Annotated in this window: 13 protein-coding genes; 3 read left to right on the plus strand and 10 right to left on the minus strand. The window is 38.7% G+C overall.

Going from position 1 to position 11,757, the window contains the following annotated elements; translation table 11 throughout:
• A partial coding sequence (locus C2M25_RS07885) for a hypothetical protein (protein ID WP_199775166.1) occupies nucleotides 1-406 on the plus strand: 406 nt, incomplete at its 5' end.
• Here the strand turns inward: C2M25_RS07885 and C2M25_RS07890 are convergent.
• The 3 genes from C2M25_RS07890 to C2M25_RS07900 form a co-directional block, all read right to left on the minus strand.
• Complete coding sequence (locus C2M25_RS07890) at nucleotides 403-1,341, minus strand: STM4504/CBY_0614 family protein (protein WP_105180823.1); 939 nt, start codon at nucleotides 1,339-1,341, stop codon at nucleotides 403-405. The two genes, C2M25_RS07885 and C2M25_RS07890, sit on opposite strands and share 4 nt — an antisense overlap.
• 162 nt (nucleotides 1,342-1,503) lie before the next feature.
• Complete coding sequence (locus C2M25_RS07895; RefSeq protein WP_105180824.1) at nucleotides 1,504-1,884, minus strand: hypothetical protein; 381 nt, start codon at nucleotides 1,882-1,884, stop codon at nucleotides 1,504-1,506.
• Nucleotides 1,885-1,943: 59 nt separating this feature from the next.
• The gene (locus C2M25_RS07900; protein WP_105180825.1) at nucleotides 1,944-3,521 is read right to left on the minus strand and encodes an ATP-binding cassette domain-containing protein; all 1,578 of its coding nucleotides are present in this window, start codon (nucleotides 3,519-3,521) and stop codon (nucleotides 1,944-1,946) included.
• Between the two features lie 245 nt (nucleotides 3,522-3,766).
• On the opposite strand from C2M25_RS07900, the gene C2M25_RS07905 reads away from it, so the two are divergent.
• Nucleotides 3,767-4,474, plus strand: coding sequence for a metallophosphoesterase (locus C2M25_RS07905; protein WP_105180826.1), 708 nt, complete (start codon nucleotides 3,767-3,769; stop codon nucleotides 4,472-4,474).
• On the opposite strand, the gene C2M25_RS07910 is transcribed toward C2M25_RS07905, so the two are convergent.
• The 5 genes from C2M25_RS07910 to C2M25_RS07930 form a co-directional block, all read right to left on the minus strand.
• Nucleotides 4,466-4,837 carry a hypothetical protein gene (locus C2M25_RS07910; RefSeq protein WP_105180827.1) on the minus strand — a complete coding sequence of 124 codons (372 nt, stop codon included), beginning with the start codon at nucleotides 4,835-4,837 and terminating at the stop codon, nucleotides 4,466-4,468. The genes C2M25_RS07905 and C2M25_RS07910 overlap by 9 nt on opposite strands.
• A 195-nt stretch (nucleotides 4,838-5,032) precedes the next feature.
• Complete coding sequence (locus tag C2M25_RS07915; RefSeq protein WP_054561468.1) at nucleotides 5,033-5,605, minus strand: tRNA-(ms[2]io[6]A)-hydroxylase; 573 nt, start codon at nucleotides 5,603-5,605, stop codon at nucleotides 5,033-5,035.
• 45 nt (nucleotides 5,606-5,650) lie between these two features.
• Nucleotides 5,651-6,283, minus strand: a complete 633-nt coding sequence (locus C2M25_RS07920) for a sulfotransferase (protein WP_105180828.1) — start codon at nucleotides 6,281-6,283, stop codon at nucleotides 5,651-5,653.
• The gene (locus C2M25_RS07925) at nucleotides 6,280-7,182 is read right to left on the minus strand and encodes a substrate-binding periplasmic protein (RefSeq protein ID WP_105180829.1); all 903 of its coding nucleotides are present in this window, start codon (nucleotides 7,180-7,182) and stop codon (nucleotides 6,280-6,282) included. Before C2M25_RS07925 ends, C2M25_RS07920 begins: the two co-directional genes overlap by 4 nt.
• Before the next feature lies 1 nt (nucleotide 7,183).
• On the minus strand, nucleotides 7,184-7,558 hold the full coding sequence (locus C2M25_RS07930) for an MAPEG family protein (RefSeq protein WP_063705148.1): 375 nt from the start codon (nucleotides 7,556-7,558) through the stop codon (nucleotides 7,184-7,186).
• A gap of 119 nt (nucleotides 7,559-7,677) precedes the next feature.
• Between C2M25_RS07930 and C2M25_RS07935 the strand changes: the two genes are divergently transcribed.
• Nucleotides 7,678-9,030 carry a DUF2254 domain-containing protein gene (locus C2M25_RS07935; RefSeq protein WP_105180830.1) on the plus strand — a complete coding sequence of 451 codons (1,353 nt, stop codon included), beginning with the start codon at nucleotides 7,678-7,680 and terminating at the stop codon, nucleotides 9,028-9,030.
• A gap of 6 nt (nucleotides 9,031-9,036) precedes the next feature.
• Here the strand turns inward: C2M25_RS07935 and C2M25_RS07940 are convergent, their stop codons facing one another.
• Nucleotides 9,037-9,753: an SIMPL domain-containing protein gene (locus tag C2M25_RS07940; RefSeq protein WP_063705144.1), complete on the minus strand. Its 717-nt coding sequence runs from the start codon at nucleotides 9,751-9,753 to the stop codon at nucleotides 9,037-9,039.
• Nucleotides 9,754-9,889: 136 nt separating this feature from the next.
• The gene (locus C2M25_RS07945; RefSeq protein ID WP_105180967.1) at nucleotides 9,890-11,584 is read right to left on the minus strand and encodes an NAD-dependent malic enzyme; all 1,695 of its coding nucleotides are present in this window, start codon (nucleotides 11,582-11,584) and stop codon (nucleotides 9,890-9,892) included.
• Nucleotides 11,585-11,757 lie beyond the last annotated feature (173 nt).

Consider the following 11,757-nt stretch of genomic DNA (forward strand, 5'->3'; position numbering starts at 1 on the left):
CAACTTTAAATTGCAGTTCGTTACGCTATTCGGATATGACTACGCAAAAGGAGCTAAAGAACTCGGAGTAAGTGAACGACAAGTAAGGAGGTATTTAAAAGCTAACAAAGCAACTAAGCCAATAGAAAAGTTGGTTGAAATTATGTATCGCGGCTACATGCCACTTACTGGCCCGTGGTCAGAGTGTAGAATTTCAAGGGAGGATAATCTATTGCTTACACCTTGGGGAAAAGTTAAACCCTCTGATGTGCAACTGGTACATCGTTACAAATGGTCAGCTAGAAAATCAGAAAAAATGTATCAACAATTGAAAGAAGAGCATTCTAATATCGATGAATATATGAATGCCCTACAGGATAAGCTTTTGGATCTTGTTAACGATATATCAAATAAAAAATATGGTTAATGTAATCTTTTTTGAGATTCTATTAAAAAAATAATTGTCGAAGCTGTTGTGTGAATTATATAGCCGACCAGCTCTTCAGGAGCTTGTTCTTGGAGAGCATCTTGGCCATGAGAATACTTATTTCTTATAGTTGGAATTCCAGAACTAAGCATCGAATTTAAACTTGATAATTGTGTTTGCCAATAATCTGGTATTAATTTATTTTTCAAACATGCAGCTATTAACTTACTAGCTGATTCATTACCTTTAAGCTCCCATTTTTGATTCATACATATGATTTTCATAGTGCTTTCGAAAGCTTTGTTACATTCAACAATGGCTTCGTTATATTTTTTATGCCTGTAATGCTCATAAGCATTTAAGAAGTAGTCTTGTGTTACTTCATACTCTTTCATATTTAGAAGTTTAAGTGCAGGTTTTATAACTTCCTCATGCATTAGCATTGAATCTACTCTTATAATATGACTCTCTTCAAAAGCAAAACCTACTCCATTTTCCCTAAATCTTAGATTAAGAGTTTTTAAACTCTCCTCCATTTTATCTTCTAAGTTTTTGTTCCTAAATTCATATTCACTAGTGTAAATTTCTGCCAATATAAATGCATACTCTACATACGACAAAACAAGTTCTATGTTTTTTTCATTAATCAAAAACGTATTCAGTTCTACATATGCGTTGGCGTTGTACTTCTCAATTTTTGAATTTTGGTTGTTTAAATCAAACCTTCCCAACTCTTCCCTAAGAAAGTTATAAATTTGTGTGTAAACCTCTCGAACGTTCGGCTCATAATTATAATTAGATTCATCACCTAAGAGACCATCAAGTAAAAACTTAATTTGTATTCTTAAGCTTTGAGGTAACAAATGATATTGGAAAACATCATGAACTTCCCCTCTAAGTTCCTTTTGTCTTTTTGAATAAATTTTATATTCCATTACACCTTCCCTACAACAAATCAAAAAGACAATATGGCATAAAAAAAACTAGATAACCAACTGTTAGATATCTAGTTTTTACTATGTTATTGATAATAATTAATATAAATTATAAGCAAAGCTTTAGTAGTACAACCATAAGAAACTAGTGCTAAAACTCTTTTACCTTCCCCAATCAAACGCCCTAGCAACACCTAACCCAATTTCATGCAGTACGACAAAACCCGCGCCGTATAAGGTGGCCCAAACTGGGATGATGATAAAATCGAGGGTTGAGGTAGATGATGAATCGGCGACTTCTTGATAATTTGTAAGCCAAGGATAAAAGCCAAAGCCGTAAAGAATAACGATTGGGGCTGCAAACAGTATTAAACGCAGTTTTCGCTGTTTAAAGAATGGGATAAATGACGTACCCAGCATCAGTAATAACGGCACGAACACGTAGATAACCGAGGTAAAATCATTGAGCGTCATACCTAAACCTATGGTTACTATCAGCATGAATAAAGCAGTAAAAATGCGGTAAGCGGCTGTAAAATTCATAGTCATTCCTTGTAATATACCTACAACCACCCTAGCACGCTAATATATAAATGGCTATTTTATAATACAATTTGCTTATTGCAGCTGATACTTTCTACAAAGTATTTATCATGGCTTACGAGTATAAACCCGCCTTTAAAGCCCCGTAATGACTGCGCCAAGAGCTGTTTTGATTCTAGGTCGAGATGATTATCGGGCTCATCGAGTAACAAAAATGCGGTGCTTTCAATATTACTGACGATACACATAGCGAGCTTCATTTTCTCGCCACCACTCAAAAGTGCGGCATATTTAAAAACAGCGTCTTTTCTAAAGCCAATACTGGCAAGTAGAGTACGTGCGATGCTTTCATCTAGGTTTTTACAGTAAGTCATCACGTTTTCAAGCAGGGTTAGCTCGTTGTGTATTAATGTAAAATGTTGGTCTAAATAATAGAGTGCTTGATTGCAATTTAACTGCCCTGCTTTTACTGGTATGTCGTATGTCAGAGTTTTAAGTAAGGTTGATTTACCAGTGCCATTAGCGCCCGCTAAATGAATTTTATCATTACTGAAAACCTGTAAATTTAGCGGCTTTTGTGTCCCGTGTGCTAATACAACGCCCTCCAGGCTAAGTATTTTTTGGTGCTTAGCTTCATCTGATTGCGCTAAATAAAATTGCTGCGCTTTAGTTTGTTCAAGCTGGCTAGAGAGCTCATGTTTATTTCGAGTGAGTCCACCCTCTCGCTTAGCGCTATTTTTACTTTGTGATGATAAATTAGCGCTGGCTTTATCTTTTTTAGCATCCATCAGCACTTTAGGCTGGCTGCCTGATTTTCTCAGCGCTGCGCCCTGGCCTGCTCGTTTTTGTGCTTTTTGCTTTTGTAGTTGCTGTGCTGCCTTGAGCTTACTTTGCTGTTTAACAACGTGATTTAATTTGTTTTCAAGCGCAGCAACTTGCTGCTGTTTTAGGGTTTGGTACTCAGAAAAACGCATACCATATTGTGTTAACCCAAGGGTTGTTAGCTCCCATATTTCATGAGCCTGCTCTATTAATTCTTGATCGTGACTTATTATTAATAATTGCCCTTTAAAGTTGTGTATTTGCTTTATCAGCCAGCTTTTACCTTTTGCATCTAGGTGGTTTGATGGCTCATCCAGTATTAAAATATCGGGCTTTATGCAGGTAAATAGTGCCCAAAGCTTTAATTGGCTAAGCTGACCGCCACTTAAATGTTTGCTTAAGGAGTAAGGGGTTTTGCTCTTTACACCAAGCCTTACAAGTTCTGCGTTAAAGCGATCTGCTAAGTCCCAATTGCCTTCAAGCAAAGTTAAATTTTGCTCTGTAAATTGCCCTTGATTAATCGCATCGAGAGCATTAAACACAGGCTCTAGCCCAATAGCCTCTTTAATAGTTTGGTTATCAGCCTGATTTACATCGTTCATTTGCTCATAAAAACCAAGGGTTAAATGGCAAACAACTGTGCCTGAGCTTGGCTCTCTTTGCTTAGCAAGTATTAACGCTAATATAGATTTACCACAGCCGTTCCTGCCGACTAGTGCGGTGACTTTAGCAGTAAGTGAAAATGAAAGGTCGTTAAATACAACATCGCCATTGCCATGTTGATAACATAAATTAAAAGCTTGAAGTTGTGGCATCGTGCCTCCTGTATTACAGGGGCATAAGCGTTTGATCACACGATACGTAACATAATAAAAGTGATAGTGAGCAACGCCTACTAACCCTGTTGGTCCAAAAAGATAAAAATGAAATTGGATAACAGGTTTAGTTGTTCATGTTGGCGGTAACTCCTAAAAGGTGAGGCTAGATAATAACCACCCTGTGCTCAAATAGCAAAGAGTTATGATAGTCTTGAGCTACACACTGCTTAAAGGAATGTATTTTGAATTTAGTTAAAAGCCCACTTGCGTCACAAAACCCAATTCAAGTTAAGATGCAACTTGAACAAAGCAAGCGTGTATTTGTTATTGGCGATTTAGATGCAGACTTAACTAAATTTGAACAAGCGCTCTGCTCTGTTAATTTCAACCCCAGCGAAGATATCTTGTTTTCATTGGGTGATGTGATTGACCGGGGTGAGCGCAGTATTGAGTTACTTGCGCGTTTTCAAGAGCTTGGTGTTCATATGTGCCTTGGTAACCACGAGCATATGTTGCTTGAGTCTTTACTTGCAAAGGATAAAGGTTACTACCGTTTATGGGTTAAGAATGGCGGACGATGGCATCTAGAAGCAACCAATGAAGAGCTCGCGTTTGCTTGTAAGCAGCTACTTAGATGCCCGCTTTCTTACTATGTTGAATACGGTGCATTAAAAATTGGTTTATCGCATACCACTTGTGCTGATTGGGATTGGCAAAACCCTGCACAAGATATACAACAAGCGACTGGCGCTTTACTTTGGGACAGAAGCTTAACCAAAGCGAAAAAGCCGGTAATAAACCCAAGTATCGATTTCTCGGTGCATGGCCATAACACAACCAATCAGCCCTATTGGCTTGGCAATAGTTTTCACCTTGATACCAATTATCTCAGCGGTAAGCCCACCATTGTTGAGCTTAACACGCTGATCAAGCAGTTTTTATCAATGTAAACTTGCCAGTCGTTCGACTGTTTGCTCTTCAAGGTACTTTTTGTAGGTAAGCCTTGCATGCCACAATTGCTCATCAGTCTCTTGAATATAGATAATTGGGCCAGCAATTTTACTCGCTAAACTTGTTAGTTTACTGTACTCACGGGTATCAATTTTTCCATCGCTAAAGTAGCTTTGTGCGGTATTTAAAAACTGATCATCTTTATAAATATCACTATGCCAAATAAGTGAGCGATACATACTAGCGGTTATTTCGGTTGGCTTATCGTTGGAACGAAAGATTTTAACTTCGGTGTAAATTGAATTACCGGTAATTACAATCCCTATTAACGACAGCGTCGTAAGAGTCATCATCCATTTCATGCTCTATTCCTCACAGTTAGGTACTAATTTAACTATAGGAGAGAAAGATGAATGTATGCTGTTTATTTAATCAATTAGGATTGGCAAAACTATTTTCTAGAGACTTAATTATTGTTTTTAGTCCCTAATTTACTGCTTTGGGGTAAAACATTAATTTGTGTATTAGGCTAAAAGGCCTAATACACAAGCATCTCACTAGTGAAGCGCTGCTGTAAACGGAATATTTTTACAGATTTCGGCTTCTGCGATGAGGATCTCTTCAAGGCGTGTATCAACATCTTGCTTATCGAAATACTCGTAGGCAAGTTCAACGAATAAGTTTTTATGTTTTTCTTCTGATTTTGCAATCGCGACATAAAACTCTTTTTCTTTGCCTGCTGGTAAAGCTTCTGCAACAAGAGAAAAGCGCTCGTGTCCGCGTGCTTCAATAACGCCTGCTACTAATAAACGGTCCATTAAAAATTCATCACGGCCATTTCTAAATACCGCACGAATTTGTTTGATGTAAGGATCTTTTTGGTCATTACCAAGAGATACATCACGTTCCATTAATAGCTTTAAAACTTGCTTAAAGTGGATCATTTCTTCCAGTGCTAAGTCTGTCATGGCTCTAACAAGCTTACGACGGTCTGGGTAATGAGAAAGCATAGACATAGCCATACCAGAGGCTTTTTTCTCTGCTGCAGCATGATCTTGTAAAAAGGTATCGAAGTCAGCTAAGACACCTTCTGTCCATTCAAATGGCGTGTGGTATTTCAATTCAAACATGATAAGGAACAACTTAACTTATAATGGCGGCGATTTTACCGTATTTTACGTGTGATTATAACCAAGAGATTTATCAATTTTACCACTTCGCGTCGATGACACTTTATCTGGATGCTTTATGTCATTCCACGCTGTGACCTTACCGCCCATATTGAGCTGTTTAAAGTTAATTGGTTGCTGAGTGTTTAAAAACTGTTGAAGTAATTGCGGGCTGTTTGGATCGGCTACATCCAGTGTTAATAACTGCTGTTCACGGCCTTTAAAATAATCTTTCACTTGCTGTTGGTGGCGGTTATAACACGCAGTTAGATATTCATCAGATTCTAACTCTGCCAAGCTATACTGGCCAAACACATCTAGATAACAGCGCTTTAAATGGCTATTAAAGCCACCATCTGGGCGCATTAAATTAGTATGCATACGTGCTAATAATTGCCTAATCGATGGTAGCCACTTAGGTAAATCGCGCTCAAGGTTGATAAAGCGGCTATTTGCAAAGTGCTTATCAAGTAAGGTGTATTCACTAAATACCGGGGTATCGGCAATAACATCCGCAGTTGTAATTGCTTGTTGGGTATAGGCTGTGTGGGCGGTTTTATATCCGAGTTGTAAAAAGCTGTTACAGATACTGGTTGTGCCGGTTCGTGGTAAACCGATTATAAAAATTTTAGAGCTCATGGCACCTTATCAAATGATAACCACAGCGATTTGTCGTTGACTGGGGTTAACCTTGGTAAATCATAATTGCGCAATTCTATAACAATTTTGTCGTGTAGGTTGGCGTTTTTAATTATTTCGCCGTTGTACTGATAAAAAAGCTCATCAAACTCCCCCGTCTCACGCATGATTTTTAAGCCCTTATTTACTGCTTTTGCTATTTCAGGGTCGTTCTTATTAAAGAAAAAATAGATTGGGCTTTTATATTTAAGCATTAACTGAGGCAGTACCGCCAGCGGCATCTGGTTTTTGAATACTGCATATTCGTCTTTGATTTCGAGGATAGAACGAGGAAATAAATCGCCGCGACCTCTATCGAGCATGACAAACAGAAACTCTAAATCTAACGAGGTAGAAACAACCAAGCCGTTATCACGCAATATTTTGGTATCAGGCCAATCTTGCCCTTGTAAAAAGTAGATATGTTTTAAATCGTCTAAGGTTTTTAGCTGACTCAAATGCGCTAGATTTTGCTCATTGATAAACATCATGCGCCAACCAAACAAGCCTTTGAAAAGCGGCACGCGTATTGGTAATAAACGTTCTTCTCGTTCTTTATCTGTCATGGTCCAGGTAACATCAATGGTGCCTTTTTCAATTTCTTTTAAAACACGATTTTGCCCTAACACTTCTGCCGCCGGTGTAAGTGTATATTTATAACCACTTCTTTTTAATGCTGTTTTAAGCAAAAGTAACGGGTAGTAATTATCCTCAATGAGGCTTGGCATGGTTTTAGGGTAAATAATGTTGAGTGTTGATGGTGGAATAGTGACTTCTTTTTTGCCATTGATTGTTTTTACTTCAGCTACGCCTGAAACCGAAAATATCAAAAGTAGTAAAGTAAAAACAATCTTCAGCATATTAGAATACCTGTGTAACTAATAACATCACTGCGCTGATTAAAATTGTTAAGAAAGTTAGCATCATCCCTAATACACGTAATTTCATCAGATTATCAGCGAGTGCATAACTATGACAAAAACGGCCAGCAACCAGCATTGCCCCTAAAATATAGCAAAAATGGCTTGGAAGACCTTGGTACTCTAATAAAAATAGCAGAATCAGCGAGAATGGCACATATTCAATAAAATTTGCATGGGTTCGAATAGCCGCTTGTAGGCTAGCATCACCGCCATCGCCAAGTGAGATACGCTTTGCTTTACGCAGTTTAATGACACGAAAGCTAAGTTGAATGTATAAAATCGCCAAAATGGCAGCAAACGTTGAAACAATCACAGTTTTTCCAATTTTTATTTAAAGTTAGACGCTTAGCACTGTTTATTGCTAGGCTGTTAAGTAAGTAGTTAGGTTAGCTCAGTATGATATTTAATGTCTAACAGTTCTTAAGGAAGTGCATGTTTACGCCAAGAAAAATTGCCGATAACTACCGAGAAATGATCAGTAGTATCGGATTTTACCCATCAATGCTCTCTGTGGTGTTTTTAGTATTTGGATTAATTACCACAGCGGTCGAGTATTCATCATTATCAATGGAATTTAAAAAGCTGATTGGCGTGTTATTGGTCGATAGCGAAGAGAATGCCCGAACCATCCTCAGTACCCTTGCAGGCAGTATTATCTCATTAACGGTTTTTAGTTTTTCTATGGTTATGGTGGTGCTTAATAGCGCCAGTGCCAGCCTTTCACCGCGTGTATTACCGGGGCTTATTACCCGCAAGTCGCACCAATTAGTACTGGGCTTTTATCTTGGCAGTATTATCTACACCATATTAATGCTGATAAACATACGCACCATTGGTGATGGCGATATGGGTATCCCATCGCTCGGTATCTTCTTTTCATTGGTGTTTGGGTTAATTTCGCTGGGCTTTTTTGTGTATTTTATTCACTCAATTTCAAAAGCAATTCAGGTCGATAATGTACTCAATGACCTGTTTAAAAATACCAAAGGCGAGCTTAAATGCATAATTGAAATGCAACATGAAAACCCTGTCGAGGATTTTCCTGAGTTTGATGATTGGCATAGTATTAAAAGTAAAACCGAAGGCTACTTTAAAGGAACTCACACCGATAAATTGTGTGTTCTGTGCCAAGAGCACGGCATAAAGATTTATATTTCGGTTAAACAAGGCTTCTTTACGGTTAAAGGTTACCCGTTTTTAAAGTGTGATACTGATTTAACGGATAAACCAGAGCTTGTAGAGCAACTACTTGGCTGCTTTATCTTTTATATTGAAGAATACATCAGAGATCATTATCGCTACGGTATGACGCAAATTTCAGAAATCGCAGTTAAAGCCATGAGCCCGGGTATTAACGATCCTGGTACTGCGGTAAAAGCCATTGATATGTTGAGTATCTTACTGATCTTGCGATTAGATATTTACGATGTGAACTACTCGCTTAAACGATGCGAGAACAATCAACCGCACCTGTTTATACACGAAACATCATTCGATGAGCTGCTGCACGATAACTTCACGCCAATTCGTAACTATGCGAAAAATGACGCCTATGTAATGGTGAATGTGTTAGAGGCCTTTAAAAACATATTGTTTAGAGCATCTGATAACGTAAAAGCAACAAACAGTTTATTTGTTTACTTAGGAGCGATTATTGAAGATATAGATACGCATATTAGTAATGAGTACGACCGTGAGCAAATTACTAATATGCTAAAAGCGATTGCTCGTATTTCAGAGCAACAAGGTGAAAAATTGCTGGTAAAGTTTACCAGCAATCAATAATTTAACTTAGTTTTCGATTAGATATACCGCATAGCTGCTTGCGGTAATAGTAAGCTCACCACCGTTGTATGCATCAGGTACATAGTTATCTGGTGCAGCTTCGGCCATAACCATTTTGCTGGCACGCATATAAGGTTGGCTACCTGTATCGAGTGGGCTGCTTGAAGCCGTATAAAGGCCTTTAAGTTCAACCCCATAATCATTAGCAAACTCTTTAGCAGCAGCACGCGCGTCTTTAATAGCTAGCTTTTGCGCTTGCTTTTGTAGCTCTTCATAGCGGCTTGATACAAATTGCGTTTGGTTGATTTCATTGATACCCGAATTGACTAGTTGCTGAAGCATAATTGGGTACTTTTTAATATCCGTTAACGTAACCGACAGACTACGTGTTACTCTATAACCTACAAAGTCCTGCTTACCTGTTTCACGGTTGTATTCTGTTTGGCGATGAATTGAGATATTAGAGGCATAAATGCCCTTTTCTTCTACGCCTTGGCTTTTTGCAAGCTTAATTGCTTTCGCCATGGTTGCATCTGCTTTGTTTTTCGCAGCAATTAAATCTTTATCTACTTCAACAATACCTACCGTCAGTTTGACGTTATCAGGAATTGCTTTAACAGTTGCGTTACCTTGAATATAAATATGCGGCGCATCTGGTGTTGCTTCTGCTAACACATTAAAACTTAGCGCGGCGGCCATAGCGGTAAAAACTAACTTACGCATAATACTGTTCCTTAATTAAAAACTCCGTTCATTATCACCTTAAAGGGTTAATTGAATCTGAACAAGACTCTATTATCCAGATATAAAAAAACAGGCTTTTAAAGCCTGTTTTTTCAATTACTCAACGCCTTATAGCTTAGATGCTACGACGCTTGTAGTTACGGTATTCTGGAAGCCAGTAGTTTTTCTCGATTGCTGCCCATAGCGCTTCATCGCTCAGCTCTAGTGCCACACCTTCTTCCATCGCTTTTTTCGCTACTGCAAATGCAATACGTTTACTTAGTGCTTGGATTTCAGTCAGTGCTGGTAATAAGCTGCCCTTACCTGTGTTAGCTCTAGGTGAAGACTCAGCCAGCGTTTCACTTGATACAATCAGCATTGCATCAGTGATGCGTGTTGCTTTAGCAGCGATAACACCTAAACCAATACCCGGGAAAATGTAGCTGTTGTTACATTGTGGGATTGGGAAAGTTTGACCGTTATACTCAACCGGATCAAATGGGCTACCAGAGGCAACAATCGCTTGACCGTCTGTCCATTCGATAACATCTGAAGGAAGTGCTTCAACTTGCTTAGACGGATTACTTAGCGGGAAGATAATCGGTTGTGGGCAAGATGTATGCATTGCACGAATAACTTGTTCAGTGAATAAACCAGGTTGACCAGATACACCAATTAAGATGTCTGGTTGAGCACAATGCATAACATCTAATAGTGATGCGTACTCACCGCTGTATGTCCATTCAGCAAGATTGTCTTTAGATTGGCAAAGCGCTTGTTGGAAATCACGTAAGCCTTCCATACCATCAGTAAGTAGACCAAAGCGGTCAACCATAAAGATTTGAGAACGCGCTTGCTCATCGCTAATGCCTTCAGCAACCATGGTACTGATAATTTGCTCAGCAATACCACAACCCGCAGAGCCTGCACCAACAAACACCACTTTTTGCTCAGAAAGCTTAGCACCTTTAACGCGACATGCAGCCAATAATGAACCTACAGTAACCGCAGCAGTACCTTGAATGTCATCGTTAAAACTACAGATTTCATCGCGGTAGCGTTTAAGTAATGGCATGGCATTTGGTTGTGCAAAGTCTTCGAACTGAAGTAACACACTTGGCCAACGACGTTTCACCGCTTTAATGAAAAGATCTAAGAATTCGTCGTACTCGTCTTGTGAAATACGCTTATGACGCGCACCCATGTACATAGGGTCGTTAAGTAGTTTTTCGTTGTTAGTACCAACATCTATCATCACTGGTAATGTATAAGCCGGGCTAATACCACCACATGCTGTGTAAAGTGATAATTTACCGATTGGAATACCCATACCACCAATACCTTGGTCACCTAAACCAAGAATACGCTCACCGTCTGTTACAACGATAACTTTTACTTTGCCTTTAGTCGCGTTACGTAAAATATCATCAATTTGGAAACGATCTTCGTAAGAAATAAATAGACCACGGGCACTGCGGTAAATGTCTGAGAATTTTTCACAGGCATCACCTACTGTCGGTGTATAGATAATTGGCATCATTTCTTCAAGATGATCACGCACTAAACGGTAGTAAAGTGTTTCGTTGTTATCTTGAATTGCACGAAGGTAAATGTGCTTGTTTAAATTATCATTAAAGCTTGAATACTGTTGGTAACAACGCTCAACTTGCTCTTCAATCGTTTCATAACGCGGTGGCAGTAAACCGGCTAAGTTGAAACTTTCCCTTTCTTTTTGTGAAAAAGCACTGCCTTTATTTAATAGTGGCGTTTCGATCAGACCTGGGCCTGAGTAAGGAATATAAAGATAATTCGGATCGGTATTTGTAGTCATATTTCCAAGCTTTGATGCGTCATAATTATGACCTGACATTATTACTCTTGAAGGTGAAATTGCAATGACAATTCACCTTGTCAGACCATTGAAGAAAATGAATTTTATGCTCTAAATAGCATAGCAGGTAGTATACATGAAAACTCAGCAGCTTTAAGGCTGCTGAGCTTGTT

Origin of the sequence: Pseudoalteromonas sp. T1lg21, from assembly GCF_002964625.1 — a bacterium.
Lineage (GTDB): Bacteria > Pseudomonadota > Gammaproteobacteria > Enterobacterales > Alteromonadaceae > Pseudoalteromonas > Pseudoalteromonas gelatinilytica.

Excerpts from the sequence above, each read along its gene's own strand:
- C2M25_RS07915 (WP_054561468.1), bottom strand. The coding sequence starts at position 5,605 with ATGTTTGAATTGAAATACCACACGCCATTTGAATGGACAGAAGGTGTC.
- C2M25_RS07925 (WP_105180829.1), bottom strand. The coding sequence starts at position 7,182 with ATGCTGAAGATTGTTTTTACTTTACTACTTTTGATATTTTCGGTTTCA.
- C2M25_RS07920 (WP_105180828.1), bottom strand. The coding sequence starts at position 6,283 with ATGAGCTCTAAAATTTTTATAATCGGTTTACCACGAACCGGCACAACC.
- C2M25_RS07900 (WP_105180825.1), bottom strand. The coding sequence starts at position 3,521 with ATGCCACAACTTCAAGCTTTTAATTTATGTTATCAACATGGCAATGGC.
- C2M25_RS07940 (WP_063705144.1), bottom strand. The coding sequence starts at position 9,753 with ATGCGTAAGTTAGTTTTTACCGCTATGGCCGCCGCGCTAAGTTTTAAT.
- C2M25_RS07895 (WP_105180824.1), bottom strand. The coding sequence starts at position 1,884 with ATGAATTTTACAGCCGCTTACCGCATTTTTACTGCTTTATTCATGCTG.
- C2M25_RS07945 (WP_105180967.1), bottom strand. The coding sequence starts at position 11,584 with ATGACTACAAATACCGATCCGAATTATCTTTATATTCCTTACTCAGGC.
- C2M25_RS07935 (WP_105180830.1), top strand. The coding sequence starts at position 7,678 with ATGTTTACGCCAAGAAAAATTGCCGATAACTACCGAGAAATGATCAGT.
- C2M25_RS07910 (WP_105180827.1), bottom strand. The coding sequence starts at position 4,837 with ATGAAATGGATGATGACTCTTACGACGCTGTCGTTAATAGGGATTGTA.
- C2M25_RS07890 (WP_105180823.1), bottom strand. The coding sequence starts at position 1,341 with ATGGAATATAAAATTTATTCAAAAAGACAAAAGGAACTTAGAGGGGAA.